The organism is Streptomyces sp. NPDC046379 (genome assembly GCF_055587785.1).
The window spans coordinates 1-25,002 of the sequence record NZ_JBVJFP010000017.1 but is presented as its reverse complement, the minus strand read 5'-3'; the positions used below and the strand labels follow the sequence as shown (position 1 = coordinate 25,002).

24 protein-coding genes and 4 pseudogenes are annotated in these 25,002 nt (G+C 71.3%); 15 read left to right on the top strand and 13 right to left on the bottom strand.

Translation table 11 applies throughout. From position 1 onward, the window contains the following. Positions 1-31: 31 nt before the first annotated feature. The 3 genes and pseudogenes from ACZ6KF_RS26675 to ACZ6KF_RS26665 all read right to left on the bottom strand — a co-directional run bounded on the left by ACZ6KF_RS26675 (position 32) and on the right by ACZ6KF_RS26665 (position 2,028). A complete protein-coding gene (locus ACZ6KF_RS26675) occupies positions 32-262 on the bottom strand; it encodes a 4-oxalocrotonate tautomerase family protein (RefSeq protein WP_356634727.1) in 231 nt (76 codons plus the stop codon). A 29-nt stretch (positions 263-291) separates the two neighbouring features. Further along, positions 292-1,202: pseudogene (locus tag ACZ6KF_RS26670) on the bottom strand (SDR family NAD(P)-dependent oxidoreductase). A gap of 43 nt (positions 1,203-1,245) precedes the next feature. Next, positions 1,246-2,028, bottom strand: coding sequence for an SDR family oxidoreductase (locus tag ACZ6KF_RS26665; RefSeq protein ID WP_469240659.1), 783 nt, complete (start codon positions 2,026-2,028; stop codon positions 1,246-1,248). Between the two features lie 159 nt (positions 2,029-2,187). Between ACZ6KF_RS26665 and ACZ6KF_RS26660 the strand changes: the two genes are divergently transcribed. Continuing rightward, a complete protein-coding gene (locus tag ACZ6KF_RS26660; protein WP_469178553.1) occupies positions 2,188-3,093 on the top strand; it encodes a helix-turn-helix transcriptional regulator in 906 nt (301 codons plus the stop codon). A 193-nt stretch (positions 3,094-3,286) separates the two neighbouring features. Then, positions 3,287-3,492, top strand: a pseudogene (locus ACZ6KF_RS26655) (IS5/IS1182 family transposase); the annotation flags it as partial. 46 nt (positions 3,493-3,538) lie between these two features. Here ACZ6KF_RS26655 and ACZ6KF_RS26650 read toward each other — a convergent pair. Then, complete coding sequence (locus tag ACZ6KF_RS26650; RefSeq protein WP_469160724.1) at positions 3,539-4,222, bottom strand: TetR/AcrR family transcriptional regulator C-terminal domain-containing protein; 684 nt, start codon at positions 4,220-4,222, stop codon at positions 3,539-3,541. A 119-nt stretch (positions 4,223-4,341) separates the two neighbouring features. Between ACZ6KF_RS26650 and ACZ6KF_RS26645 the strand changes: the two genes are divergently transcribed. Beyond that, positions 4,342-5,046, top strand: a complete 705-nt coding sequence (locus ACZ6KF_RS26645) for a DUF4386 domain-containing protein (RefSeq protein WP_469240657.1) — start codon at positions 4,342-4,344, stop codon at positions 5,044-5,046. A 461-nt stretch (positions 5,047-5,507) separates the two neighbouring features. On the opposite strand, the gene ACZ6KF_RS26640 is transcribed toward ACZ6KF_RS26645, so the two are convergent. Beyond that, complete coding sequence (locus ACZ6KF_RS26640; protein WP_356634737.1) at positions 5,508-5,846, bottom strand: helix-turn-helix domain-containing protein; 339 nt, start codon at positions 5,844-5,846, stop codon at positions 5,508-5,510. Between the two features lie 629 nt (positions 5,847-6,475). Between ACZ6KF_RS26640 and ACZ6KF_RS26635 the strand changes: the two are divergent. Next, a pseudogene (locus tag ACZ6KF_RS26635) lies at positions 6,476-6,813 on the top strand (DEAD/DEAH box helicase); the annotation flags it as partial. Between the two features lie 42 nt (positions 6,814-6,855). Here ACZ6KF_RS26635 and ACZ6KF_RS26630 read toward each other — a convergent pair. The 4 genes from ACZ6KF_RS26630 to ACZ6KF_RS26615 all read right to left on the bottom strand — a co-directional run bounded on the left by ACZ6KF_RS26630 (position 6,856) and on the right by ACZ6KF_RS26615 (position 10,471). Then, complete coding sequence (locus ACZ6KF_RS26630) at positions 6,856-7,269, bottom strand: hypothetical protein (RefSeq protein ID WP_469240803.1); 414 nt, start codon at positions 7,267-7,269, stop codon at positions 6,856-6,858. A gap of 206 nt (positions 7,270-7,475) precedes the next feature. Next, a complete protein-coding gene (locus ACZ6KF_RS26625) occupies positions 7,476-8,309 on the bottom strand; it encodes an alpha/beta fold hydrolase (RefSeq protein ID WP_469240655.1) in 834 nt (277 codons plus the stop codon). A 71-nt stretch (positions 8,310-8,380) separates the two neighbouring features. Further along, positions 8,381-9,220 carry an alpha/beta fold hydrolase gene (locus ACZ6KF_RS26620; RefSeq protein WP_469240653.1) on the bottom strand — a complete coding sequence of 280 codons (840 nt, stop codon included), beginning with the start codon at positions 9,218-9,220 and terminating at the stop codon, positions 8,381-8,383. An 801-nt stretch (positions 9,221-10,021) separates the two neighbouring features. Further along, positions 10,022-10,471: a DUF5707 domain-containing protein gene (locus tag ACZ6KF_RS26615; RefSeq protein WP_469178561.1), complete on the bottom strand. Its 450-nt coding sequence runs from the start codon at positions 10,469-10,471 to the stop codon at positions 10,022-10,024. Between the two features lie 242 nt (positions 10,472-10,713). Here ACZ6KF_RS26615 and ACZ6KF_RS26610 point away from each other — a divergent pair, with 242 nt between their 5' ends. The 4 genes from ACZ6KF_RS26610 (at position 10,714) to ACZ6KF_RS26595 (ending at position 16,164) form a co-directional block, all read left to right on the top strand. Further along, entirely contained in the window at positions 10,714-13,059 is a 2,346-nt protein-coding gene (locus ACZ6KF_RS26610; protein ID WP_469240651.1) for a sensor histidine kinase, read from the top strand. Further along, positions 13,056-13,739 carry a response regulator transcription factor gene (locus tag ACZ6KF_RS26605; RefSeq protein WP_356634748.1) on the top strand — a complete coding sequence of 228 codons (684 nt, stop codon included), beginning with the start codon at positions 13,056-13,058 and terminating at the stop codon, positions 13,737-13,739. The genes ACZ6KF_RS26610 and ACZ6KF_RS26605 overlap by 4 nt, the downstream gene beginning before the upstream one ends. A gap of 44 nt (positions 13,740-13,783) precedes the next feature. Continuing rightward, complete coding sequence (locus ACZ6KF_RS26600; RefSeq protein ID WP_469160718.1) at positions 13,784-14,095, top strand: SCO4225 family membrane protein; 312 nt, start codon at positions 13,784-13,786, stop codon at positions 14,093-14,095. A 1,037-nt stretch (positions 14,096-15,132) separates the two neighbouring features. Then, complete coding sequence (locus tag ACZ6KF_RS26595) at positions 15,133-16,164, top strand: cytochrome P450 (RefSeq protein WP_469178565.1); 1,032 nt, start codon at positions 15,133-15,135, stop codon at positions 16,162-16,164. A gap of 387 nt (positions 16,165-16,551) precedes the next feature. On the opposite strand, the gene ACZ6KF_RS26590 is transcribed toward ACZ6KF_RS26595, so the two are convergent. The 3 genes from ACZ6KF_RS26590 to ACZ6KF_RS26580 all read right to left on the bottom strand — a co-directional run bounded on the left by ACZ6KF_RS26590 (position 16,552) and on the right by ACZ6KF_RS26580 (position 17,842). Next, a complete protein-coding gene (locus tag ACZ6KF_RS26590) occupies positions 16,552-16,725 on the bottom strand; it encodes a hypothetical protein (RefSeq protein ID WP_469160716.1) in 174 nt (57 codons plus the stop codon). A 26-nt stretch (positions 16,726-16,751) separates the two neighbouring features. After that, positions 16,752-17,108 (bottom strand): PRC-barrel domain-containing protein, encoded by a 357-nt coding sequence (locus tag ACZ6KF_RS26585; protein ID WP_356634778.1) that lies wholly within the window; start codon positions 17,106-17,108, stop codon positions 16,752-16,754. A gap of 356 nt (positions 17,109-17,464) precedes the next feature. Beyond that, positions 17,465-17,842, bottom strand: coding sequence for a nuclear transport factor 2 family protein (locus ACZ6KF_RS26580; RefSeq protein WP_469240649.1), 378 nt, complete (start codon positions 17,840-17,842; stop codon positions 17,465-17,467). Between the two features lie 696 nt (positions 17,843-18,538). Between ACZ6KF_RS26580 and ACZ6KF_RS26575 the strand changes: the two genes are divergently transcribed. From ACZ6KF_RS26575 to ACZ6KF_RS26545, 7 genes are read left to right on the top strand one after another with little or no spacing between them, the layout of a single operon-like run. Then, positions 18,539-19,159, top strand: coding sequence for an NAD-dependent epimerase/dehydratase family protein (locus ACZ6KF_RS26575; RefSeq protein ID WP_469240647.1), 621 nt, complete (start codon positions 18,539-18,541; stop codon positions 19,157-19,159). Between the two features lie 8 nt (positions 19,160-19,167). Next, a complete protein-coding gene (locus tag ACZ6KF_RS26570) occupies positions 19,168-19,602 on the top strand; it encodes a hypothetical protein (RefSeq protein ID WP_469240644.1) in 435 nt (144 codons plus the stop codon). Continuing rightward, positions 19,599-20,435 (top strand): UbiA family prenyltransferase, encoded by an 837-nt coding sequence (locus ACZ6KF_RS26565; protein WP_469240642.1) that lies wholly within the window; start codon positions 19,599-19,601, stop codon positions 20,433-20,435. The genes ACZ6KF_RS26570 and ACZ6KF_RS26565 overlap by 4 nt, the downstream gene beginning before the upstream one ends. Continuing rightward, positions 20,435-21,616, top strand: a complete 1,182-nt coding sequence (locus ACZ6KF_RS26560; RefSeq protein ID WP_469240641.1) for an NAD(P)/FAD-dependent oxidoreductase — start codon at positions 20,435-20,437, stop codon at positions 21,614-21,616. The genes ACZ6KF_RS26565 and ACZ6KF_RS26560 overlap by 1 nt, the downstream gene beginning before the upstream one ends. Next, positions 21,613-22,695, top strand: a complete 1,083-nt coding sequence (locus ACZ6KF_RS26555) for a type III polyketide synthase (RefSeq protein ID WP_469240639.1) — start codon at positions 21,613-21,615, stop codon at positions 22,693-22,695. The genes ACZ6KF_RS26560 and ACZ6KF_RS26555 overlap by 4 nt, the downstream gene beginning before the upstream one ends. Before the next feature lie 3 nt (positions 22,696-22,698). Then, positions 22,699-23,217: an isoprenylcysteine carboxyl methyltransferase family protein gene (locus ACZ6KF_RS26550; protein WP_469240638.1), complete on the top strand. Its 519-nt coding sequence runs from the start codon at positions 22,699-22,701 to the stop codon at positions 23,215-23,217. Between the two features lie 10 nt (positions 23,218-23,227). Next, the gene (locus ACZ6KF_RS26545; protein ID WP_469240636.1) at positions 23,228-24,256 is read left to right on the top strand and encodes an NAD(P)/FAD-dependent oxidoreductase; all 1,029 of its coding nucleotides are present in this window, start codon (positions 23,228-23,230) and stop codon (positions 24,254-24,256) included. Positions 24,257-24,883: 627 nt separating this feature from the next. Here ACZ6KF_RS26545 and ACZ6KF_RS26540 read toward each other — a convergent pair. Then, positions 24,884-25,002: pseudogene (locus tag ACZ6KF_RS26540) on the bottom strand (IS5/IS1182 family transposase); the annotation flags it as partial.

Here is a 25,002-nt window from a genome sequence, read left to right as displayed (position 1 = left end):
GTCTCGGCCGAATGACGGCCGGTGGGTGCGGTCAGGCGTCGCTGGTGTCCGTCGGTGTCGCCTCGCCGAGCATGGCGAGGGTCAGCACGTTGCCGGAGATGCCCCAGCCGCCGTCGGCGACCTCCTCGATCAGCACCATGGTGTTGCTGCGGGCGCGCTCACCGTAGAGCTCGACGTACAACTCGGTGGTGCGGGTGACGATCTCCTCCTTCTGCTTCGGGGTGAGGGTCTTCTCGGGGACCTTGAAGTTCGCGAAAGGCATGGCGGGTCGTTCCTTTTCTCAGTGGGGCGTTACAGGGAACTGCCTGCGGTGAGCAGGCTGTCCAGTCCGATGCGGCGGAAGAAGTCGGCACGGACGCGGTCGGCGACCGCGGAGACGACTTCGCTGCCGTCCCGGCTGGGGTCTATGTGGGTGCGCAGGGCCGGGTTCCTTGCTCCATCGCGACCAGGCGCGCGACGGCTTCAGCGACCTCGGCCACATCGGCGTCCGAAGGGGCGAGCGCGGCCAGGCGCTTGCCCGGATCGTCCGTCAGGGGTCGGTGACGCTGATCGTAGAGTTCCGCACGGTCGGTGTCGGCGGGGGCGCCTGCGTTGGCGAAGTGGTGGGTGCCGGTGGTGAACGCGCCGGGCACTACGATCGCGGTGTCGATGCCGAACGGGAGTACCTCGGCGGCGTAGCTGACGGCCAGAGCGTCCATTGCGGCTTTTGCCGCGAAGTAGGGGGCCAGGAATGGGGGGCAGCCGCCGCGGGTACTGGAGCTGCCGATCCAGATCAGCAGCCCCGAGCCCTGCTCCCGCAGCTTCGGGAGGGCGGCGCGTTTGACGCGCTGGGTGCCCAGGACGTTCACGTCGTACAGGTCCGCGAACTGCTCGGAGGTGAACGCCTCGGCGGCGCCCAGGGCCATGTGCCCGGCGTTGTGCACGACCACGTCCAGCCGGCCGCGCTCGGCGAGGATCCGGTCGACTGCAACGTCGGCGGAGTCCTGGGAGGTGATGTCCAGCTTGACGGCGTGCACGTCGACCCGGTGGTCGGTGCCGTAGCGCGTCAGGTCGGCCACCGTGGTCGCGTTGCGGGTCGTGGTCTGGCGGATGCCCGCGTACACGGTGTGACCGGCGAGGGCCAGAGCACGCACGGACAGCGCCCCGATGTCGCTGGAGGCCCCAGTGACGAGAATGACCTTCCCTGTTTCGTCGTTCGTCATGACAAGGCCGTTCGTTGATCGATTGGGGAAGGCTGCGGGCGGCTCAGATGATTCCGCCGTTGGCGTGGATGACCTGTCCGTTGACCCAGTGGCCGGCCGGTGCGGCTAGGAACGCGACGACCTCGGCGATGTCGTCCGGGGTACCGAGGCGCTCCAGCGGGGGTTGGGCGGCCAGGCGGGCGATGGTCTCCTCGTCCTTGCCGTCCAGGAACAGGTCGGTGGCCGTGGGGCCGGGCGCGACGGTGTTGGCGGTGACGTCCCGGCCCCGCAGCTCCCGAGCCAGGATCAGCGTCAGCGCCTCGACCGCGCCCTTGCTTGCGGCGTACGCGCCGTAGCCCGGAAAAGCCAGCTCCACCACGGACGTGGAGAACGTCACGATCGCGCCGCCGGGGCGCACCCGACGGGCGGCCTGCTGGACGACGACGAACGTGCCGCGGATGTTGGTGCGGTGCAGGTCGTCCAGGACGGCCAGGTCCAGCTCGGCGATCGGTGCCAGGTGCATCCGCCCGGCCGCGTGCACAACGACGTCGACACCGCCGAACTCAGCTTCGGCCGCGTCGAACAGGGCTGCGACTGCGTGTTCGTCGGCGACGTCTGCGCGCACTGCGATCGCCCGGCCACCGCTGGTGACGGCCTCCTTCACGGCGGCTTCGGCCTCGTCCCGGTTGCCGGCGTAGCCGACCACGACGGCGTACCCGTCGGCGGCCAGTCGACCGACGGTCCGGCGGCCGATGCCGCGCGAGCCGCCGGTGACGATCGCGACACGGGGTGAGGCGGAGGGCTGGGCCGAGGCAACGGTCCCGTCGAGGGGAGTAGGGATGGGCATGGCTGACTCCTGTGGTGGATGGGGGTCGGGCCGCGGCCTTGCCGTCGCCCTGCTGCGTCCTCCACGATCGGCCGCCCTCCCCCTCCCCAGCCAGGGCTGCGTCCACCCAGGGGATGCCACCCCCTGGCTGTGCACTGGTGTACGAGCAACCATGGAGGGGTGAACCTTTCAGAACTCGGTGCCTTCCTCAGGACACGCCGCGACCGCATCCGTCCCGCCGAGGTCGGTCTCCCCCACGGCCCGCGCCGGCGCGTCCCCGGGCTGCGCCGCGAGGAAGTCGCGCAGCTGGCGGGGTTGTCAGCCGACTACTACACCGAGCTGGAACGCGGCAGCACGAAGAACAGGGTGCAGCCGTCGGCCCAGACCCTGTCCGCCCTCGCCCGAGCCCTGCGCCTGAACGGCGACGAGCGCGACCACCTGTTTCACCTGGCCGAACGGCCGATCCCTCCGTCCGTCCGCGGACCATCGGCGCACGTGCAGCCCGCCCTCCTCGGACTCCTGGACCGGCTGTCCAACACTCCCGCACGCGTCATCACCGACCTGCACGAAACCTTGGTGGAAAACGACCTGGCCCTGACCCTGCTCGGCAAGTCCCCGGCACGCCGCGGCCCGGCGGCGAGCTTCGTGTACCGCTGGTTCACCGACCCGCAGGCGCGCGAGATCTACCCGCCCGAGGACCACCCCCAGCACTCCCGGGTATTCGTGGCCGACCTCCAAGCAGCGGCCGCCCGACGCGGCCGGGACGAGGAGGTCACGAAGATGGTCGCCGTGCTACGCCGCCGCAGCCATGAGTTCGCAGCCCTCTGGGACACCCACGACGTCGCGGTGCGCCGCATGGACCACAAGAAGATCATCCACCCCATGCTCGGCGTCATCGAACTCGACTGCTACAACCTCCTAAGCGAGGACGGACGGCAACGCCTGCTGTGGTTCACCGCCCCGCCCGGAAGCCCGGGAGCCGAGCAGCTGGAACTGCTGTCCGTCGTAGGGACCCAGGAGCTGAACGTCGCGGAGGGCGTGGCACCGGAGAGGTTGTCCGCAGCGGAATCCGAATCGCAGCGCTGACCCGCACCGCAGAGGGAGGACCGCCTTCCCAGCAAGGCGTGGCGGCTCGACCGTCTTCTTCACCGACTCCCAGCCCGACTCCGTTGTCCGGCGCACCTTCCGTGGGCAGCCACGTCCTCCTCATCAGCCCCAGGGGCTGACGCAGCCGCTCGCCCTCCTGCGCCGACGGCACGAACGCACGGGATGCCCTCAACGGAGCCGGGGCGGGCACCACCTGATCGTCGACCGCCACGGAACCCCGTTCGCCGTCACACTCACCGGCGGCAACCGCTACAACGTCACCCGGCTCCTGCTACTGCTGGACGCCGTCCCGCCGATCCGGGACCTGCGTGGACGCCCCCGCCGCAAGCCCCGGCGTCTGTACGCCGACCGGGGCACGACTTCGACAAGTACCGCCGCCTGGGCGTCCCTGTCCCCTTCGACGCCGGATGAGCCCTCTGCACCGCTACGCCTTCCGTGCGGACGTCCAGCCTTGGCGGCGGAGGCTTTCGAAGCCGTCCAGGAGGAGGTCGAGGGCGAATTCGAACTCGAACTGGTCGTCACAGCCGCCCCCGACCGAGGAGCCCTCGTCGTGTGCGGCCGTCGCGGCCAGCTCCGCGATGTGCGGGTAGCGTGCCGCCAGTTCGGGGTTCGGCGGGCCGGAGGGGCCCGAGGTGTCGAACAGTTCCTGGCTGAAGCCGAGCAGGCGGCTGCCCATCGCGTGCATGACGTGGTGCGTGAGATCGGCGGAGAGGCCGCCGTCCCGGAAGCTCCCGGCCATGGAGTCCAGATACGCCAGCACGGCCGGGGTGGGGCCGGTCCGCGACTCGATGACCCGGGCCGCCCAGGGGTGGCGCAGCAGGACCCGCCGGGCCGAGAGGATCCGCCCGCGGACCGCGCTCTGCCAGTCGGGGCCTGCAGCCGGCGGGTCGATCTCGCCGACCACTGTGTCGACCATGCCGTCGAGCAGCTCCTCCTTGTTGGCCACGTGCTTGTAGAGGGCCATCGGTACGACGTCCAGCTCCTGCGCGAGCCTGCGCATGCTGAGCGCGTCGATGCCGGTGGCGTCGGCGAGCGCGACGGCGGCGCGCAGGACGCGGTCCCTGTTCAGGGGGGTCCGATGCGTGTGCGTGGCTTTCTGCCGGGTCATTCCGGTTAGGCCCCTTCCCTCCTTGACGGCGCCCTCTCCTTGACGAGTGTACGCCGTACACCTATGCTCACCGCCAGGTGTACGGCGTACACCGCCACCGAGCGAGAGGTACCGAGAAGATGAGTCCGGACCGGAGAACCGCGGTGGCCACCGGGTCGCTGTTCCTGTTGACCGAAGCCGCCGCGATAGTCGGGGCCGTTTTGTACCGCCCCCTGCTCGAAGCGGCGGACGGCCGGCTCGCGCAGGGCGCCGACACGCGGGCGCTGCTCGGGGTGCTCTGCGAGGTGGTGCTGGTGGTGGCGGTGGCCGGTACCGGGGCGGCACTGTTCCCCGTCCTGCGGCGCCACGGCGAAGGGCTCGCGCTCGGCTACGCCTTCGGGCGGCTGCTGGAAGCCGCCGTCATCGCTCTCGGGATCGTCGCCGTCCTGGCGCTCGTCACCCTGCGGCGGGACACGGAGGCGGCGGCAGGCGCCGACATCGCGCTGGTGGCCGTACACGACTGGACGTTCCTGCTCGGGCCCAACATCGCCCTCGGCCTGAACAGCGTCCTGCTTGCCTACCTTGCGTACCGCACACGGCTCGTGCCGCGCTTCATCGCCCTGCTCGGCCTGGTCGGCGGGCCGCTGATCTGCGCCTCGGCCGTCGCCGTGATGTTCGGGACCTACGCGCAGCTCTCCGTGGCGGGAGCGGCCGCCGCACTCCCGGTGTTCGCGTGGGAGCTGGGGCTGGCCGGGTGGCTGATCGTCAAGGGGTTCGGGCCCGGCTCAGGCGCCGCGCCGCGGGCGGACAGAGAGGTGGCTGAGCCGGCAGGTGTCCGTCGGTGAGGTCGGCCCGAGCTTGACGACAGAGCCGTCCGGGGGAACGCGCCAGTCCGGCGCGAACCGTCATCTGCGAGAAGCAACGACGCGCGCGCTCGAACGGCATCAGCGGCCGCTCTCCCGTGCCCCGTTCTTGCTGGAGTACGAGGAGCCCCGCACGGGGTCAGCTGGTGGTCCAGTCCGGCAGTTGCCGGTCGACCGGTCGGCGGCGCCTGTGGAAACCCGTGAGCCGGGCTCCGTTGGCTGGGTCCCTACGTACCGCTGAGGCGGCCACCGTCGTGGACCGGGCCGGGGACGGTCGCTCCTCCCCGGCCCGGAAAACCGCGGTTACGGTTCAGGTGCTGTGCGCGCTGCGGTGGGACTCCCACATGAACGTCTGGCTCCCACGTGAACATCTGGACGAGAACGTTGTCCCGCCCGGCCGCGCACCGTGCCGCGGCAGGCCGCCTCGTGCTCACGACGCAGTCTCAGGCCGCGGTTGGCGGGTGGAGCGGGGAGCCGGTGCGGCGGTATGCGGCGTTGAGACGCTTGGCTTCTTCGAGCTGGTCTTCGAGGATGACGATGCGGCATGCGGCTTCGATCGGCATGCCCTGGTCGACGAGCTCACGTGCGCGGGCCGCGATGCGCAGCTGGTAGCGGGAGTAGCGGCGGTGTCCGCCCTTGGAGCGCAAGGGCGTGATCAGTCGCGCTTCGCCGATGGCGCGCAGGAAGCCGGGAGTGGTGCCGAGCAGTTCTGCGGCCCGGCCCATCGTGTAGGCGGGGTAGTCGTCGTCGTCGAGACGGCTCAGCGCCTCGTCTGCTGTCATCTCACCTCTCTGGAGAACGTATGGAGGGGCCTTGGCGCCGTACGGCACCAAGGCCCCGAAGGAACTGCAACCATCTGCCGGCCCTAGTGCTGCGCCGGCCTTCTGTTTCCGCACGACCGCCCGGTACTCCGACGGGGGTGCGGGGATCGCGGATGCGTGACCGGAGACCACCTGCCTATCGATGTCCTGCGGTACCCGGGCTCGCTTCCGCCGCCCGGGCGATCCTGATGGCGCTCGACTCCTCCGTTCTTCCTGAACCGATCACTTGCCGGGACGTGACCGCCCGATCTGTCCTGCGGCCACGTCACTGCGGTCCTCTTCGCGGCGGCCCCTCATCACTTCGGGCCGCCCGGTCCGGTAGCCAATCCCGTCGCCACCGTGCGACTCCGGCTTCGGGATTCCACCACCGCACCGTCATGCGGGTACTGCGGCCCGGCAGTTCGTGTCTGCCGGGCCTTTCTTCGATCTCGGCGATGAGAGAAACCATAACCATCCGAGCAGCGAATGTCTATCGTGGCGAGAGTAGATTTCGAGCGGTGCAGAGAAGAGCGTCCCCCCTCAGGGGTGCCGTGCGATTGAGACGTCCGCAGCTCGCCGGTACGGGCCGTTCGCATCGCCCGGCTTGCCCTCTGGCGGCCGCGGACCGGTTGTCGGCGTCGTCGATCGGCGCCCGGTTCTACGAGCTGGAGGCCGGGCGGCAGGTGCCGCCGGAGCGGGTGTGGTCGGCGTGGCTGTGCGGCGACCACCTCGTCGCCAAGCGGCGTGAGGTGCTGCGGCAGTTCGCAGGCGCCGCCGACGGCCGGCGGGTGCACCGGGCGTTCCTGGCCAGCTGCCGCGTTCTGGGGAAGGGGTCGACATCTGCGGCGAGCGGGGTGAGGAGGCCGTCCGCTTCGCCGACACCCGCGGCTCGCAGGTCGAGATCGTGCAGAACATCGGCCGCGCGCTCCACCCGAACCGGGACGGCTCGCCGGCCAGGCGCACGGGCACGTCGCTGAAGTCGACCTCCGCCTCATGGCCGGGCAGGCGGGTCTGCGGCACGAAGGCTTTCGACCGGGGCCTTGCCCGAGGTCGCGAGGATCTCCGGCTTCCCGGTCGAAGACGTAGCACCGGACCATCTGGTAGGACACACGGCGTCGTGCTCCTGGATGAGCCGATGGAAGATCCGCGTGCTCGTATGGCGCTGCTTGCGTGGCGCGTCGAGGTCCGTCCGCAGCATCTCGTCGATCACCGGTTTGGCAGGATCCAGCGCAGTCGGCCGCGGCGGAAGCTTCTTCTGCGGCATCGGCCAGACCGAGTCCACAACCTTCTTCACCGTCCGCCACGACACGCCGTTGTACTTGCGCTCAAGCTCGCGCATCTTCATGTCGGCACGGTGACCACGCCGGATCGCCGCGTACGACTCGACCTTGGACATCTGCGGCATGACCAGGACCTTTCACCAGGAACACCCCGATGCTGTCCTGGCCAGTACCCCAGCGCTGTCAGCACCGGGGTACTGGCCGACTACTGTGGTGTGCCTACTCTCCGTGATTGTCGACGTCGTTGACACGTCTCGAAGAGCTGCTCTGCCTGGCGGCTCCGAGGATCAGGGTGGTTCACCCCCCGGCAGCAAAGCCCGCCGGGCGCCGGTCACTTGGCCAGGAAGGCGAGCAGGGCGTCGGTGACCTCCTGGGCGTGGGTCCACAGCAGGCCGTGCGGGGCGCCCTCGACGACTACGTACTCGGCCTGCGGGAGCGCCCGGTGGAACAGCTCCCCGGTGGCTCCGATCGGCAGGATCCGGTCGGCGGTGCCGTGCAGGATCAGCGCCGGCACGTCGATCTTGGCGATGTCGGCGCGGAAGTCGGTGGTCCAGGTGGCCACGCAGGCCAGCGAGGCGTACCAGGAGGCGCCGGCGGCGACGTTCCAGCTGTTGCGCAGGGCCTCCTCGCTGATGCGGGTGCCGAGGTTCTCGTCGAGGTTGTAGAAGTCCTGGTAGAAGGCGGTGAAGTAGGCATAGCGGTCGGTGGTGACGGCCTGCTCGATGCCCTCGAAGACGTCGGCGTCGACGCCCGTGGGGTTGTCGTCGGTCTTGAGCAGGAAGGGCTCCAGGGAGGCGAGGAAGGCGGCCTTGGCGATCCGGGCCGCGCCGTAGGTGCCCAGGTAGCGGCCGACTTCGCCGGTGCCCATGGAGAAGCCGACGAGGACGGCGTCGTTCAGGTCGAGGGTCTCCAGGACGGTGTTCAAGTCGGCTGCGAAGGTGTCGTAGTCGTAGCCGGTGGTGGGCCGGCTGGAGCGGCCGAAGCCGCGCCGGTCGTAGGTGATGACGCGGTAGCCGGCCTTCAGCAGGGCTGCGGCCTGCTTCTCCCAGGACTGGCCGTCGAGCGGATAGCCGTGGATCAGCACGACCGGCTGCCCGCTGCCGTGGTCCTCGTAGTAGAGGTCGATGGGGGTGGTGTTCTCCTGGCCGACGGTGATGAACGCCATGGTGGTGGCTGCCTTTCGGTGCGGGTTGTGCGGGTTGTGGTGTGGGAGGTGAGGCCGGGTGCGGTCCGGGGTCAGCGGACCGTGCGGGCGGCCGTCTCGACGATGCGGGTCACGGCGTCGGGATGGGAGACGGACACCGCGTGTGATGCGTCGATCTCGGTGGTGCGGGAGTGGGCGCGGTGCGACATGAAGCGCTGGGCGGCCACGGGGATGTTGAGGTCCTCGGTGGTGACCAGGGACCAGGAGGGGATGGTCTTCCAGGCGGCCTTCGTGGACTTCTCCTCGAGTGCGGCGGCGGCGATCGGACGCTGGCCGGCGGCCATGAGCCGGGCCTGGCCGGCCGACACGTCCGCGGCGAACTGCCGGTGGAACTTGTCCGGCTCGATGTAGACGTCGGCGCCCTGGCTGCCGTCCGGCAGTGTGTAGTTCACCGGGTCGATCACGTTGCCGAGGGTGCTGCCGGGAAACTTGTTCGTCAGTCCGAGCGAGCTCTCGCCGGTGTCGGGCAGGAACGCGGCGATGTAGACGAGGGCCTTGACCTTGTCCTCCAGTCCTGCGGCGGCCTGGCTGATGACGGTGCCGCCGTAGGAGTGGCCGACCAGGACCACGGGCCCGTCGATGTGCTGGACGACGCTGCGAAGGTAGGCGGCGTCGTTCGCCGGGCCGCGCAGCGGATTGGCGGCGGCCACCACCGGGTAACCGGCGCGCTCCAGGCGCTGGACGACACCGTCCCAGCTGGAGGCGTCGGCGAACGCGCCGTGCTCCAGCACGATCGTCGGCCGGCTCTGGTGGTGGCGGGGTGCCGCGTCGGCATCGCCGGGCAGGGTCACGGCCGTGACGGACAGGCCCACGGCCGCGACACCGAGCAGGGTGAACAGCCGAGCGGACTGGGCCGATCGGGTGGTTCGCATCTTCAACGTCCTTCTGTGTGCGGGCTGTCGCCCTGATCGGGTCGGGCCGGCAAGGCGGGCCCGACTCCGAGGGAAAAACATAGTTCGACTGAATTGTGGGCAATCACTTGCCTTTACCCTTTTTTGGGATGCCACCACCCCTGAACCGGCGCGCGGGACTCCTCGCAAGAAAGTGATGCTCGAGTACGTGAAAGCCCTTACCGGACGTCAGCCCTGCTGGGTGATGCGGCGGCAACCGGCAAGGGGCCCGGTCGGCCCTCCGCTCCGCCGACCGCTCTTCACCCGAGCCACCGCCGTCCGGGCGGCGTAAGGACGGGAGGGTGGTATGTCGGCGAGCAGCGTGCCGCGGACGAGTTTGCAGGAAAAGGCGTACGCGGCAGGCGGCGACGGGCCGTCGGCCCGCAGCCGGGTCACCATCAGCCGCTGTCGCCGGCGTCCTCCAGCCCCACCGGTACGGTGGTGAGGGGCAACTCGCAGGCGAGCCAGGAACCACGCCTCGACCGGGCCGAACAGGGCCGCTGTCTCCGCGACGCGCCGGGCGTCGGGCGACAGCGCCGCCGGCCGGGCGCGGACCTCTCACCGGACCACGCGCGGCACCCGTACCGAGGTGCCGACGGACAGGCCGCCCGATGCCCGACACTGCGGCGGGGGTGCCGGCACACGGACGGGGACGGCGCCCGGCGGGAAGGAAAGGGGTGGCGGGCTGCTCGTGGCAGCGACCCTCGGATGCGGAGCCGACGCGGCAGCGGGGACGGGCGTCACCAGGGCCGGTCCCCCGGGGTGTCCGGCTCCGGTGACGGGTCAGCGGGTGACGTCGAGCGTGGCCGCGCGGGACACGAACTTGGTGTCGCCGTCCTTCGCCGTCGCCAGAACCGACACATGCCATGCGCCTTCCGCGAGATCGGCCGCGTCCTGCTGCGTCACCTTCAGCGTGTAGGTGCAGCGGGAGGTCTCGTCCGAGGTGCTGTGGCACGTGGCCTTGTCCACGTACCGCAGCTCCGCCTTCGTCGGCGCGAGTTCGGAACTGGCCGGCCACGCGATGACCCTGAGCTCGCGGACACCCGAGTCGTCGCTCACGTCCGCGGTGTACGTGAGCTTGCCCTCGCCCTGCTGGGACGGAGCGGTGTAGCTGGCGGAGCCGTTCTTCACGGTCGGCTGCGTGGTGGTGGAGGCCATGGCGTAGCCGCCGGCGGCGATGGCGCCGAGGGCGACGACGCCGATGACGGACGGGACCAGAACGCGCTTGAACACGATGGATCCTTCTGTTGGTGAGTGGAGTGTCGACGGGCGGGAGAGCGTGGAAGGACCGGTGTTCGGTCGGCTGCTTTCCCGACGTGATCGAGACTATGGCCGGGTGCCCGGCCGGATCCTCACGCTGCGGGATGATCACCGCGTCGAACCGCAGGTGCAGGGTCTGCACCCCAGGGTAGAGAGAACCGTCCGCCCCGAGCCCGAGGACAGCCGCTCACCTGCGGTCCTAATCTTGATCCCTTATGAAGAACACCGACGACCGGCTTCTGCCCCCTGTGCTGCTCGGCGTCCAGGCCGTGGTGTGGCCGGGAACGGATGTGATCCGCGGGACCGTCCCGGCGGGGTCCGCCCTTTTCGTGGCGGCCCTCGTCGCCGGGCTGGTGACGGCCACGCTCTCGCTGCGCCGTTCGAGACCGGTGACCACCCTCGTCCTGGTCGTCGCCGCCTGTGCGCTGGGCGCCGGTCCCCTGCCCGTCGGCGCCATGGCGGTGCTGGGGACGGCGGGTGTGGCTCTGGCCCTGTTCACCGCGGCCGACGAACGTGACACCTTCACCGCCCTGTTGTGCGTGATGACGCTCGTCTCCTGGCAGTCCCTGTACGGCATCAGCCTGCACGGGCTCAGCGACCGCGACGGGCTCGACCTCGTCCTGACGGCCGTGCTGTACACCGCCGCGTCCGCCGCCGGAATGCTGGCACGGCGCAGCCGGCTCGCGCGGCAGGCCGCCGAACAGCGGTTGAAGCGGGCCGAGATCGAGCGTCACCGGCTCCCGGCGGTCGAACGCAGGCGGATGGAACGGGAGTTGCACGACGTCAGCGCACACCATCTGACGGCCGTGGTCGTCACGGCGGGTGCGGCACTCGGGCTGCGCGACCGCCGCCCCGAACTGGCCGACGAGGCTCTCCGGTTCGCCGCCGAGACCGGCCGTGAGGTCACCCGTGCGCTCGGCGCCGTGCGGGCGCCGGCACCCTCACCGGACCAGCAGCAGCCAGCACCCAGGGAGCGGATGCTGGCTCTGGTCGCCGGCTTCTCCCAGCTCGGCCAGCACGTGGAGTGCGAGATCGACGCACTGCCGGACGGTGCCCTCGGGGACGCGGCGTACGGCATCGTGCGCGAGGCGCTGACCAACGTGGCACGGCACGCACCCGGTGCACGCACCACCGTGACCTGCCGCTACGGCGACGCCCGCACGGAGGTCGTCGTCATCAGCGCCGCACCGCCGGCCGGTTCGCCGGCGCACGGCGCCGGCCTCGGCTCGGGGCGCGGCCAGAGCTTTCTGCGGTCGCGAGCCCGGGAGGCCGGCGGCACCCTGACCAGCGGCCCGACGGCGGAGGGCGGCTGGGAGGTGAACGCGGTCCTGCCCGGCCGGCTCGCCGCCGCCTCGGTGAAGCGGTCGGTGCCGTGGCAGTACCGCCTGGCACAGGTGACGGCCGCCGTCGGCCTCGCCGTGCAACCGCTGCTGCCCTCACTGATCGTCCGGGCGGCATCCGCGTCGAGCGGTCCGGGGGCGTCGGCAGGCGCGCTCTTCGCGCTGCTGGCCGCAGGACAGGCGCTCGCACTGCTGTGGCGACGCCGGGCGCCACGCGCCGCCCAGGGCGTCGTCCTGGGTCTGGCCCTGCTCTGGCCGATGGCGACGGCCGTGGGTGCGTACACCGGGTGGGTGCTCCTGCCGTCCCTGCTGAGCACGGCCGCCACCTGCGCGGTGATCGCCTCTGCCGCGGCGCGCACGGCCGCCACCGGACCGCCCGTCGCCGAAGGCCGCCCGCTCCTGTCGCCCGTGGGGGCCGGCCCGGTCGTGGCCGTGCTGGTGCACGCGGCGGCCACGACCGCCGCACTGGTGCACCGGGGCACCTCCTTCCCTCTCTGGGCGCTCGTCGCGGGGTCGACGGGGCTGGCGGCCCTGCTGGTCGGCGCGGCCTGGTGGGGCGGGACCCTGCGCGGGCGTCACCGCCGGGCCGCGCGCAGTGCGCAGGCCGGAGAGCTCGCGGCCTGGACCGAGGAGGCGGTGCGGGACGCCTGGGCCGAGCGCCGCCGGATCGCCACCGGGCTGGAGACCACCGTGCTGGCGCGGACCGCCGACATGGTCGCGCAGGCCGAGTCGGGCAGGCTCGACCAAACCGTCGAACGTGCCCGCGAGGCCCTCGCCGCGATGCGCACCCTGCTCGACACGGTCCGGGACGCCGAGACCACGTCGGCGCTGCGGCCGCGGCCCACCCTGCAGGCCCTCGACCTCCTGGGCCGTCAGATCCGGGCCACCGGCCGCGACGTCGAGATACGCCTGGCCGACCGGATACCGAGACGGCTGCCCACCGTCGTGGACCTGGCTGCCTACCATGCCTGCGAAACGGTACTCGCGGCCGGCGGCGAGGAGCCGATGACCGTGGAACTGGACGCGGACGACACCGCATTGACGATCACGGCGATCGGAGTCCCGGACACCGTGCGTTCCGTCCTGTGCCGACGGCTGTCGACGCGGGCGGCGGTGGCGGGCGGGACGGTCACCGCCGACCCGACGGGTCCGGTCCGCGTCCTGCTGCCGCTGACCGCGGCGCCGACTGTGCAGCAGGATGACGAGGAGGGGCAACGATGAGCCTCAGGGTGCTGGTCGTCGACGACCAGGGCATCGTACGAGCGGGGTTCGCCGCCGTGATCGACGCCGAGGAGGACATGACGGTCGTCGGTGAGGCCGCCGACGGCGCCGAAGCGGTACGGCTCGCCGGGGAACTGGCCCCCGACGTGGTCCTCATGGACGTCCGCATGCCCGAACTCGACGGCATCGCCGCCACCCGGATCATCACCGGCCGTCCCGACGCACCCCGTGTCCTGGTGCTGACCACCTTCGACCTCGACGCGTACGTGTTCGACGCGCTACGCGCAGGCGCCTCCGGATTCCTCCTCAAGGACGTGCACCCCGGCGAACTGCTGCACGGCATCCGGGTGGTGGCCGCGGGCGAGAGCGTCCTCGCCCCGTCCGCCACCCGCCGACTCATCGGCCACTACGCGTCCAGAACCCCTACCGGGATGCCGGACAGCAGCACCCCACGCGAACTGAACAGCCTGACCGGCCGTGAGCGCGGCGTCCTCGGACTGATCGCCGCGGGGCTCACCAACACCGAAATCGCCCAGCACCTCGGCATCACCGTCGGCACAGTGAAGTCCCACGTCAACGCATTGCTCCGCAAACTCGAACTGCGCGACCGGGTCCAGGCGACGATCCTCGCCTACGACCTCGGCCTGGCCCACCCCAACCCGCCCCACTCCCCCGCCTGACAGCCCACCGGCCAAGGGCCACCACCCTCCAGGAGTCCCTCACCATGACCGGCCCAGGTCTGCCCGTCCTACGCGATGTGCGCCGAGTCCTCGGTACTGCCGCCGCCCGCATCTACCTGACGGGCTGTGCCCTGCTGCTCGGATGGGCGCTGGTGGCCGCCTCCGACGGGTCCATGGCAGTCGTCATCCCGATGTTCGCCACCATCCCGTCCAGCCTCGTACTGCTGTTGCTCCTGCCCGAGGGCGACGCGATGTTCCTGCTCTCCATCGTTGCCGGAGCGCTGATCAACGCCATGGTCATCGGCTGGTGTGCCCGCGCCCTGCGCCGCGGGAAGACCCCGGACTCCGCCACCTGACGGCAGACACCGCACGGGGCGGCCCCGGAACCGGGCAGCGGCCCCGCCAGCGTCGCAGCCACGGCTGCACAGTGTGCAGCCGTGGCTGGTGGTGCGAAGCGGATGCGCTGGCGTTGCGCAGGACTCGGCGTCGGCTGCGCGGCAGCCTCCGCGGCGGCGGGCGCCGAGTTCAGTCGTTCGCGAGCTGTTGCTCGTCGCTCCCGGAGCGCGGTGGCGCAGATGAGCGCCTCCTGCCCGGAAAAGGTCACAGTGAGGAGTGCGAGGGCCCGAGTACTACGGTGCATACGGCTCAGGCGCGGCGGGGCCGGCGCAGACGTCCGGGCTCTGGCACTCGCTGCAGGGACGGCACGCATGCGGTGGCGCGAGTGTTCGCGCTGTGCGTGTGGTCGGGGCTGACCTGGCAGAGGGCCTGTCGTAGCGCACTGTGCCGCTCGGCCGCACCACCGTCTTTGGCCGGTTCCGGCGGTTCATCCGGTTCTGCATGGGAGTAGCGTCACGGACTGATCGAGCCCTCGAGATCGGCCGGTTCACCGTGAATCGGCCGCGCACGGCGAGAGTGGCAGCAGACGGCGAAATGCCGTACCGGGTCGTAGGACCCTGAAGCGTCGACGGGTAAGGAGGATGACGATGTCGTGGGTGACCAGCAGCCTTCGGGCGCTCAGCGGTGAGATGCGTGCACGGTGGCACGGGTACTTCGTCGGCTACGGGCAGCAGGACTGACGCTCGGCAGCCGGAGACTCCGACCGGCAAGGGAGGGCAGCCACGATGTCATGGATCACCAGAAGCCTTCGGTGGCTCAGCGGTGAGGCGCGTACGCGTCGCAACCAGTACGGCGACAGGTACGGGCGCAACGCCTGATGTGCCCTCCGTCAAGGGATGGGACGAGCGGCCGAGCCATCGCGCGTCCTGTCCCTCGTCAGATGGGTGTTTGACCCATGTTCCTGGACAGGAAGAGTCTGTGGCCGCACCTGCGACGGTGGGAGGAACAGGCCGCGGACCACGACGGTCCGTTCAGGCTCCGCTTCGGAACCCTCCTTGTGGCCGATGCTGACGCGGCCCGCGACGTCCTGGTCGACTCGGCCGGCAATTACCTGTCCCAGTCCGGCTTCTACCGCTTGGGACCAAAACCCCTCCCCCAGGCGGTCCGGAGCGAAGCCTCCCGCGAGTTGCTCAGGGTTTTGGCCCGGCACGATCTCGCGTCGTCCTTCGACCTCGGCACCGCCCTCGGTGAGGTGAGTGAGGGCCGCGGCCGTCTGCGGCACCAGCGCTGGGGTGTCGAGCTGGTCCGGCGGTACTTCGCCCCCGTCATCGCGCACCAGCGTCATACCGAGATCAACGCGCTCGTCGACACCTACGTGACGTCGAGCGTCGTCGCCGACGACATCGTCGGCCACGTGCTGAGACGCTCGCACCGCACGGTGCCCGCCGTCCGGGCCGGGCTCGCCGAACAACTTGGCCGGCTGCCGGCGCCGGAAGGCGGCGTGCAGGACCTGGTCGATCTGGTACTCGGCCTGCCCGGCGAACTGTCACCCCTGGATCGCGCACAACTGCTGCAACGTCTCGTCCTGTCCACGGTCGGCTTCACCGGTGTGACTCTCGAATGGGTGGTGATGCTCGGCATCCAGCACGGCTACGACACTCCGGCGGTGCGGCAGGAACAGGTCCATCGGCTGGTCAGGGAGGCGCTGCGCCTGTACCCGACCGCGTGGCGCCTGGTCCGGGTGGCCGCCACCGACCATGAGGTTGCCGGCGTCCAGGTCCGCGAGGGCGAGCACCTCCTGATCGGCACGCACGCGATCCACCGGTCGGCGGCCGTATGGGACAGTCCACTGGACTTCCGTCCCTCGCGCTGGGAGCAGCCGACCGACGACCAGCGGCGCTCCTACCTCCCCTTCGGCAAAGGCGACGGCATGTGCCCGGCGAACGGCTTCGCCGCCAAGGCACTCGAACACCTCGGCCACCTCATTCTTCACGGCCACCGGGGGCACGTGCGGCTGCACGCCCGCAAGCCTCACGTCCGTACGCTCCTGGCCCCACCGGCCGGCTGGACCCGCCTGTTGGCCGACTGAAGCACTCCGTCATACCGCGCCCAGCGGCGCGATACCGCAAGGTGACCGAAGCGGGGGCCAGCGCGTTGGTATGGCCATGCCCGCGATGCCCGTATCGCCGGTGCCCGGTGCCCGGGATCGACCCGGCCGACAGCGCCGTGAGGCCGTCCGGCTTTTACTTGGACGCGCTGATCCACTCCACGCTGGAAGTCCACTGGAAGGCGGCCGGGTGTGTCCTGCCCGGCCACGGGCGGACCGGAGTGGACGATGCCGGCAAGCCGCCCACTCGATATACCGGCGTGGGGGCACTGCCTTCCCCGGGACACGCGCCACGCCATCCTGCCGGCAGCCTGTCCGGCCGCCCGGGCTGTCGGCACCGCCCGGTCACAGGTTGGGCGTCGTCCAGCCTCAGCGAACCCTACGCTGATGCCGGCCGGAGCGCCGAATGTGCATGCCCAAGTGCACCACGGCCGCGACGAGCACCACGATTCCGATGATGAGCAGGTAGAACAGTCCTTCGGCGACGACGCCGATGATGCCCAGCACGATTGCCGCGATGACGAGGGTCAGGAAAAACGTCATGCCGTAAGGCACCTCCTCATCAGGGGTCAGCGGCGGGCGAGCTGCCGCTCACCGTTCGCGCCGGGTTGGTAGGGCAGGCCGTAGTGCGTGAACACCGCCCCCTCGTCCTCGGCGGGCAGCACATCGTCGGTGCCGATCGCCGGGCACTTCTTCACCAGGGAGCGGTCGTAGTCGACTCTGACGTAGGCCGGCCCCACGATCGCGCCGTTCAACGGGACGAAGACCAGGCGGCGGCGGGTGGGCAGCCCGATCTGGACGGTGGCCATAGCGGGCTCGTCAGTGCTGGTGTCCACGTAGACGGCCTCCAGCGTGCCGATCTTGTGGCCGGCCGCGTCGAGGACGTCGTGAGTGCGCCACTCACGGATATCCGCACTCTGGATCATCCTTGGGTTTCCCTTCGCGCGGCGGTGTACCCGAAGAGGGCATTTGCGGAGTGCCCGCACCAGCCCTGGTGACACCTTTAGCCGCAGGACGGCTCAGATAGCCCCAGGACGGCTCAGACTGGTGCCGTGGAACGTTCAACCGGTCGACTCGGGCGCCGCTGGCTAGTTCGACTCCCGGTCACAGAGCCCCACGCTGCTGCACTGCTGAGCCCATGCTCTGCAGGTCGAGCTGGATGTGCACGTCGGTGAACTCGACTGGGCGTGCGACCGTGTTGGTGGTCGCGACGGTTGGATGTGCGGTGGCGTCCGAGCGCCGGAGCGGGGCGAGTGCGGGAGGACAGCAACAGAAGGGTGACTCAGGATGCGGACGCCTTGATCTCCCCAGCAAAGACGATAATCTGGTCGATGAGGCTCCGCCGCAGATGGACGACGTCCGTTCCCGCCAGGCGGGGGCCTCCATTGGGCGTGGTGAAGACCCACTGGTATCGGGCCCACTCATCAGGCATGTCCACCGCTGAGCAGCGCACCATCGTGCCGGTCCCCGCTGGGTGGTGCCGGATGTCCAGCACGAACCGCTCGACCGCCGCGATCCCTTCGCTGCGGCCCAGCGGCCCCCAGAGAACCACGTCCGAGGTCAGGGCCTGGGCAAGCAGAGCAGTCACATAGCCGTCGTCGGAGGCGTTGAACGCGGAGATGAACGTGTCGATCGCGGAGCGTGCGGTCTCTTCCTGCATGCCCCAGTAATACCAGCCGTTTCGCGTGCGTTCGTCCCGCGAGCCGCCTTCCGCTCACCGGCGGAGACGGTTCTTCCCGGTCGAATACCCCTTCACCAGGGACCTCACAACCGGCAACCGACGACTGAGCGCAGCGGCCGCCGCGGCATCGACGGCCGACGTCCGCTCCCCGCTCCCTCCGGTGCGGTGTCGCCAAGACCGACACAGCGCCGACGCGCGAGCACCACACCTGCCCGCCCCGGTCCCCCGACGACACCCCTACCCGCCTGGCCCGATCATCCGGCTTCCCTCCCTGGTCCGGTCGCGAGGAGAGTGCAGGGAGGGATGTCAGGGATCGCCCACGGATGAGACCGCGCGGCAACCCGCAGAACCATGGCTCCAGGGCGGGAAAGGAGCGGGCTGACGTGAGCGCTGCCGGACGGGTCGGTGAACGCGGCGGGTAGAAGGCCGTGCGAGCTGCTTGTCGCCGCGCCCCGAGGGGTGCTCGCCGCGGAAGGAGGAGCCGGAGACCCCCGTCACGAGTGCCAGACCGGCGTAGGCGGCGAAGGGCCGACGGTGGCGAGGCCGCTGTCGTCTCCGATGTCGCTTCACCTCCGAAGGAGGCTCACGCGCAGTGCAGCGGCCGGGTGACGCCCATGTCCGCCGTATGCCGGAGTGCCCCGTGTGAGAGAAGGGACGACTGGCAACGCATCCTGCATGCGCATCGTGGTCACCGGGGCGACCGGGAACATCGGTTCCGTCGTCGTGCGGCGCTTGCGTGCCGAGGGCGGGCACGACCTCGTGGGTCTGGCCCGGCGGCTGCCCGAGGGCCCTGACAGCCGGGGGGTCGACTGGCGCCCGGCGGACCTCAGCACCGATGCCTGTCACGGCACACTCGTCGAGGCGTTCACCGGCGCGGACGCGGTCGTCCACCTGGCGTGGGGCTTCCAGCCGTCCCACGATCTCGACTATCTCAGGGAACTCGGCGTCGGCGGCACCCGCCGCGTGCTCCGGGCCGTCGCCGACACCGGTGTCCCGCACCTGCTCCACATGTCCTCGGTCGGCGCCTATTCACCGAAGAAGGACGATCGTCCGGTGAACGAGTCCTGGCCCACCGGGGGCGTGCGCAGTTCGCGGTACAGCCGGCACAAGGCGGCGGCCGAACGTCTCCTCGACCGGTATGAGGCCTCCGACGCCGGCACGCTCGTCACCCGCCTTCGGCCGGGAATCGTGGGCAGCGCGCCGCCGGCAGCGCTCTTTCGCGGTACGGCGTTCCGGCCCTCGTCCCCTCCAAGGTGCTGGGGCTGCTGCCGGTCCTGCCGATGGACCGGAGGCTGACCATCCCGATGGTTCACACCGACGACGTCGCCGAGGCGATCGTCACGGTGCTGCACCGGCGCGCGGCAGGTCCGTTCAACCTCGCCGCCGACACGCCCGTGACCGCGGCGGTCATCGCCAACGCGCTCGGCGCCCGGCTGGTGCACGTGCCCTCCCCCGTGGTCCGCGCCGCCATGTCGGCCGCCTGGCACGCGCGCCTGCAACCGGTCGACACAGGGTGGCTCGACATGGGCTTCGCGCTGCCGGTGCTGGATACGACCCGTGCGCGCACGGAGCTCGGCTGGGCCCCGGCCAAGGACGGCCCGCAGGTGCTCGCCGAGGTGATCGAGGGCATGAGGGGGGCCGCGTCCGGCCGGACCCCCGTGCTGCGCCCACGCACCGTCCTCGGGGCGCTCGGTGACGCGGTCCGTCGTGGGCCGGTCGCTGTGCGGCGACGCCCGTGACCACCGGCACAGCACCGGCGCCTCCCAAACCGCCGCGCGTGGTCGCGCTGCTCGCCGCCGCCCACGGCGGACCGGCCCTGGCGGTCGCCGCCGTAGCAGGCCTGCTCGCGCTCCGCAACGACCTGGGCCCGCTTGATACCGCCGTCGTCACCGCTGCGGTACTCGCCGGGCAGTTCACGATCGGTTGGGGCAACGACCTGCGGGACCTGCCTCGCGACCGTGCCGTCTGCCGGACCGGGAAACCGTTGGTCGCCGGAGCCCTCCCCGTCGGCGCGGTGGTGCGCGCCCTGGCCGTGGCCGCACTCGCCTGCATCGTGCTGTCCGCGCTCGCCGGCTGGCGCAGCGGGCTGGTCAACGTCGTCCTCGGCGCCGGCGCGGGCCACGCCTACAACCTGGGGCTCAAATCGACCTGGTGGTCGTGGTTGCCGTACGCCAGCGCGTTCGGGACGCTGCCCTCGGTCGTCACCCTCGCCGGTCCGGCCCCGGCCTGGGCGCCGCTGTGGATGACCGGTGCCGGAGCCGCGCTCGGTGTCGCGGCACATCTGCTCAACACGCTGCCCGACCTCGCCGACGACGAACGCACCGATGTCCGCGGACTGCCGCACCGGATCGGCGAGCGCCCTTCGCGCACCGTGGCCGCCGTGCTGCTGGCCGCCGCCTCGCTGCTGGCCGTGCTCGGTCCCGCCGGGTCCCCTCCGGCATGGGCGTCGGCGGTCCTCGCCCCGATGGCGTTCCTCATGGTCCTCACGGCGGTCGCTCACGGCCGTGCTCCCTTCCGGGCCGCGGTGGCCGTCGCCCTGCTCGATGCCGTGCTGCTCGTGGCGGCCGGCTGATGGCGCCCACCTCCAGTCGCTGGGACCTCGTGGTGGTCGGCGCCGGGCCGGCCGGTGCCGCCGCCGCCCTTGGCGCGCTGCACGCCGACGCGAGTCTGCGCGTCGCCCTGCTGGACCGGGCGGGCTTCCCGCGGGACAAAGTTTGCGGCGACGGGGTGGCCCCGCACGTCCTCGACCACCTCGCCGAGGTCCGCGTCACCGGTCTCGTCGACGACCGGGTCCCGGTCGAGCGCCTCCGCCTCGGCCGGGGCGGCCTGGTCGTCGAGCGGCGGACGGCCCGCCCGGCGTGGGTGGTGCCGCGCCGCATCTTCGATGCCCGGCTGGTCGACGCGGCCGTCGCCGCGGGCGCCCACCTCCTGCGGCACCGGGTCCGCGATCTGCGGCAGGACACCGATGCGGTGGTCCTTGACGGGAAGGTCCGCGCCGCGGTCGTGGTCGGCGCCGACGGCGACCACTCCGTCGTCCGACGCGCGCTCGGCCGCTCCCGCGGTCCGGTGGCCCTGGCGCTGCGCGGCTACGCCCCGGTCTCACCCGGGCGGCGAGGCGTACAGGTCATCGAGTTTGGCACCCGCCATCAGCCGTCGTACGCCTGGTCCTTCGACCGCGGTGACGGACATGCGAACGTCGGGTACGGCGAGGTCCTCCATGAAGGCCGGCCGGCGCCGACCCGCGCCCAGCTGTTCGAGCGGCTGGAAGCGCTCCTGCCCGGTGCAACCGAGGAGGGACGGAACTGGGCCGGGCACCTCCTTCCGCTCTCGACGGCACGCTGGCGTCCTCCGGCCGGCCGCGTACTGCTCGCGGGCGACGCCGCCTGCCTGGTGAACCCCTTGACCGGCGAGGGCATTCACTACGCCGTGGCCACCGGTATCGCGGCCGGTCGCGCCGCCGCCGCAGCCCTGCGCGACGGACGGCCCGAGCGGGCGGGAGAGCGGTATGCCCGCGTCACCCGCCCGATCCTGCTGCCCCATCTGCGCCACACCGCGCTGGCCGCCCGGCTCGCCCGCACCGCCGATGTCCTCGAGGCCGGGCTGCGGGCCTCAGCCGCCGACCAGCGCGTCTTCGACGACCTCGTCGAACTCGGGCTCGCCGGGGGCCGGCTCACCCCCACCGTCGCGTTCGGTCTCGGCCGGGCGCTCCTCACACCCGTCCGTCCGACCGGCCGTCCTCAGGAGCCAGCATGACCATGCGCGTCCTCGGTGTCTGCGGTGTCCTGCCCGAGCACCGCTACCGACAGGAAGAGATCACCGAGTTCTTCGCCCACATACTGGCTGAGGACACGGTCGACCGCGGCGTCGTCGAACGGTTCCACCGCAACACGTGCGTCGAAACCCGGCACACCGTGCTGGCGCTGGAGGAGTACACCCGCCTCGGGGACTTCGGCCAGTCGAACGATGCCTTCATCCGGACAGGCGTCGAACTGGGCGGCCGCGCGGTCGTCAACGCGCTCAAGGAGGCCGGCCTCACGCCGACCGACGTCGACTTCATCGTGTCGTGCACGGTGACCGGCCTGGCCGTCCCCCCGCTCGAAGCCCGCATCGCGGCGGAGATCGGGCTGCGCCCCGACGTGGTGCGCATGCCCCTGGTCGGCCTCGGCTGTGTCGCCGGCGCGGCCGGCATCGCACGCCTGAACGACCTGCTGCGCGGCCGCCCCGACGGGGTCGCGGTGCTGGTGTCGGTCGAGTTGTGCTCGCTCACGTTCCAGCGCGAGGACACCTCGCTCGCCAATCTCGTGGCGAGCGGCCTGTTCGGGGACGGCGCCGCGGCGGTGGTCGCCGTCGGTTCCCAGCATCCGCTCGCCCGGTCCGACGACCCCGCCCGCCCCGAGGTCCTCGCCTCGCGCAGTCGCCTCTACCCCGACTCGGAACGCATGATGGGCTGGGACGTCGGGTCCGGCGGACTCAAGATCGTGCTCGACTCCTCGGTCCCCGACCTGGTGCGCCGGTACGTCGGCGACGACGTTCGCGGCTTCCTCGCCGACCACGCCCTCACCGACGACGACATCGGCTGGTACGTCGCGCACCCCGGTGGCCCCAAGGTGTTGGAAGCACTGCAGGAAGTGCTCCGGATCGAGCGTGACGCCCTGGGGGTGACGTGGGACTCACTGCGCCGGATCGGCAACCTGTCCTCCTCCTCGGTGCTGCACGTCCTGGCGGACACGCTCGCCGACCGCCCTCCACGGCCCGGCTCCCACGGGCTCATGCTCGCCCTGGGTCCGGGCTTCTGCTCCGAACTCGTGCTGCTGCGCGTCCCGGGAGGATGAGAGGTGAGCGGCGAAGCCTTGTTCACCGTCCTGGTCCTGGCCGTCGGCCTGGAACGGGTCGCCGAACTGTTCGTGTCCCATCGCAACGCCGTCCGCAGCCTCGCACAGGGCGGCGTGGAGGCCGGGCGGGGTCACTACCCGTTCATGGTGGTGCTGCACACGGGCCTGCTGGTCGGCGCGCTCGTGGAGGTATGGGTGCGGCGGCCGGACCTCGTACCGGGTCTCGCCTGGGCCATGCTCGCCCTCGTCGCGGCCTCGCAGGCGCTGCGCTGGTGGTGCATCGCCACCTTGGGCCGGCGATGGAACACCAGGGTGATCGTCGTACCCGGCGCTGCCCGCGTGACCTGCGGCCCCTACCGCCGGCTGCCCCACCCGAACTACCTTGCCGTCGTCGTCGAAGGGCTCGCGCTCCCGCTGGTGCACTCGGCCTGGGTCACGGCCATCGTCTTCACCGTGCTGAACGGATTCCTGCTCGCCACCCGCGTCCGCGTCGAGAACGCCGCCCTGGCACGGCTGGTCTGAGGAGGGGCGCATGGATCTTCTCGTCGCCGGTGGCGGACCGGCGGGTCTCGCCACGGCACTGCACGCGGCTCGGGCAGGCCTTGAGGTCGCCGTCTGGGAGCAGCGCGCCGGTACCGTCGACAAGGCGTGCGGCGAAGGTCTCATGCCGGGTGCCGTCGCCGCCCTGGCAGCGCTCGGTGTGCACCCGCCGGGACACGACCTGCGGGGTATCGCGTACGTCTCCGGGCCGCGTCGCATCGGCGCCGACTTCCGGGCAGGGCCGGGCCGCGGGGTGCGTCGCACCGTCCTGCACGCGGCGCTGCGGGAGGCGGTGCTGGCCGCCGGCGTACGGGTCGAGCAGCGCACGGTGCGCCGTGTCGAGCAGGACGAGGGCGGTGTGGTGGTCGACGGCACCCGTGCCGGGCACCTCGCCGCTGCAGACGGCCTGCACTCGCCGATCCGCCGGTCCCTGGGTCTGCACCGGCCGCGTCGGGCACACCGGCGACACGGGCTGCGCCGCCACTACGTGTCGGCCCCCTGGAGCGATCGCGTCGAGGTGCACTGGGCCCGTGACGCGGAGGCCTACGTGACCCCGGTGAGCGACGACCTCGTCGGCGTCGCGCTGCTCACCGCCGGCCACGGACCGTACGACGACCACCTCGCCGTATTCCCCGAGTTGCGAGAACGGCTGGCCGACGCCGGGTCCAGCGGACCGGTGCGCGGGGCGGGACCGCTCCGCCAGGACACGCACGCACGCACCGCCGGCCGGGTGCTGCTCGTGGGCGATGCGGCCGGTTATGTCGACGCGCTGACCGGTGAGGGCATCGCGCTGGCGCTCGCGCAGGCCTCGGCGGCGGTGCGAGCAGTCGTCGACAACGACCCGGCAGCATACGAGCGGGAGTGGCGACGGCTCACCCGGCGCCACCGCTGGCTGACCCAGGCGCTGCTCGGCGCGACGAGGATCCCCCCGGTCCGCTCGGCGCTGGTGCCCGCGGCACAGCGGCTGCCGGGGTTGTTCTCCGCAGCCGTCGATGCGCTGGCGCGTCCGGCGGGGACGTGATCCCGCGGATTTGGTCCCCCTCTCCGTGTGCGGGCGGAAGGCTCCGGTGCCATTCGTGGGGACGATGACGGCCCGGCCGTTGACCCCTCCGACGTGCAGACGTCCGTGGGCGGGTGGCGCCTCGTCGAGGCAGTGCGTCTCGGTGCGGACGGCAGCAACGCCGGCCGGACGAGACCGATGGTCCCGAACCGGTTCCACGGCCCCGCCGCGGTGCAGGACGGAAGCCGCAGCGTCCAGATCAACCACTTCCACGATCCCGTCAAGGGCACCGCCGTGGCCTTCCCGTGGGGTGCTGTTGTCACGTGGGACCTCAGAGCGCGGCCGGGCACTCGGACGCCAGGCCCGGGGTGTCGAGCGCTGGGGCGGAGAAGGGGCGGCGGCGTTGGCGATGGGAGCGGTGACGAGCCCGTCGGGGACGAAGTCGTTGCGGCCTGGCCGGATATGACCACCGCCATTCACACCCGTGCGTGGGCGCGCACTCGCATGAGCCAGCGCACACGCCTTGCACACGAAGCCGGACGCGAAGACAGTTTCAACACTTGTCACCGAAATCCAGAGGAGAAGGACATGCGCACCACCGCGCTCCTAGGCGCTGCGGCACTCAGCGTCTCCGCCTTACAAGTCATCTCAATTGGTCAGTCGTCGGTAGCAGATGAGGGTGCAGGCGATGCTGGTAAAGGCCAGGAAGTGGCTGGCTTTGCGTTCGTAGCGGCGGTGGAGACGTCGGCAGCCGGCGAGCCAGGCCA

What these genes read in the sequence shown, in the direction of transcription:
- ACZ6KF_RS26555 (WP_469240639.1), top strand. Translation starts at nt 21,613, where the DNA reads ATGACCATGCGCGTCCTCGGTGTCTGCGGTGTCCTGCCCGAGCACCGC.
- ACZ6KF_RS26625 (WP_469240655.1), bottom strand. Translation starts at nt 8,309, where the DNA reads ATGGCGTTCATCACCGTCGGCCAGGAGAACACCACCCCCATCGACCTC.
- ACZ6KF_RS26640 (WP_356634737.1), bottom strand. Translation starts at nt 5,846, where the DNA reads ATGACAGCAGACGAGGCGCTGAGCCGTCTCGACGACGACGACTACCCC.
- ACZ6KF_RS26585 (WP_356634778.1), bottom strand. Translation starts at nt 17,108, where the DNA reads ATGATCCAGAGTGCGGATATCCGTGAGTGGCGCACTCACGACGTCCTC.
- ACZ6KF_RS26630 (WP_469240803.1), bottom strand. Translation starts at nt 7,269, where the DNA reads ATGCCGCAGATGTCCAAGGTCGAGTCGTACGCGGCGATCCGGCGTGGT.
- ACZ6KF_RS26650 (WP_469160724.1), bottom strand. Translation starts at nt 4,222, where the DNA reads ATGACCCGGCAGAAAGCCACGCACACGCATCGGACCCCCCTGAACAGG.
- ACZ6KF_RS26575 (WP_469240647.1), top strand. Translation starts at nt 18,539, where the DNA reads ATGCGCATCGTGGTCACCGGGGCGACCGGGAACATCGGTTCCGTCGTC.
- ACZ6KF_RS26545 (WP_469240636.1), top strand. Translation starts at nt 23,228, where the DNA reads ATGGATCTTCTCGTCGCCGGTGGCGGACCGGCGGGTCTCGCCACGGCA.
- ACZ6KF_RS26610 (WP_469240651.1), top strand. Translation starts at nt 10,714, where the DNA reads ATGAAGAACACCGACGACCGGCTTCTGCCCCCTGTGCTGCTCGGCGTC.
- ACZ6KF_RS26620 (WP_469240653.1), bottom strand. Translation starts at nt 9,220, where the DNA reads ATGCGAACCACCCGATCGGCCCAGTCCGCTCGGCTGTTCACCCTGCTC.
- ACZ6KF_RS26605 (WP_356634748.1), top strand. Translation starts at nt 13,056, where the DNA reads ATGAGCCTCAGGGTGCTGGTCGTCGACGACCAGGGCATCGTACGAGCG.
- ACZ6KF_RS26675 (WP_356634727.1), bottom strand. Translation starts at nt 262, where the DNA reads ATGCCTTTCGCGAACTTCAAGGTCCCCGAGAAGACCCTCACCCCGAAG.
- ACZ6KF_RS26590 (WP_469160716.1), bottom strand. Translation starts at nt 16,725, where the DNA reads ATGACGTTTTTCCTGACCCTCGTCATCGCGGCAATCGTGCTGGGCATC.
- ACZ6KF_RS26645 (WP_469240657.1), top strand. Translation starts at nt 4,342, where the DNA reads ATGAGTCCGGACCGGAGAACCGCGGTGGCCACCGGGTCGCTGTTCCTG.
- ACZ6KF_RS26570 (WP_469240644.1), top strand. Translation starts at nt 19,168, where the DNA reads ATGGTTCACACCGACGACGTCGCCGAGGCGATCGTCACGGTGCTGCAC.
- ACZ6KF_RS26560 (WP_469240641.1), top strand. Translation starts at nt 20,435, where the DNA reads ATGGCGCCCACCTCCAGTCGCTGGGACCTCGTGGTGGTCGGCGCCGGG.
- ACZ6KF_RS26665 (WP_469240659.1), bottom strand. Translation starts at nt 2,028, where the DNA reads ATGCCCATCCCTACTCCCCTCGACGGGACCGTTGCCTCGGCCCAGCCC.
- ACZ6KF_RS26600 (WP_469160718.1), top strand. Translation starts at nt 13,784, where the DNA reads ATGACCGGCCCAGGTCTGCCCGTCCTACGCGATGTGCGCCGAGTCCTC.
- ACZ6KF_RS26580 (WP_469240649.1), bottom strand. Translation starts at nt 17,842, where the DNA reads ATGCAGGAAGAGACCGCACGCTCCGCGATCGACACGTTCATCTCCGCG.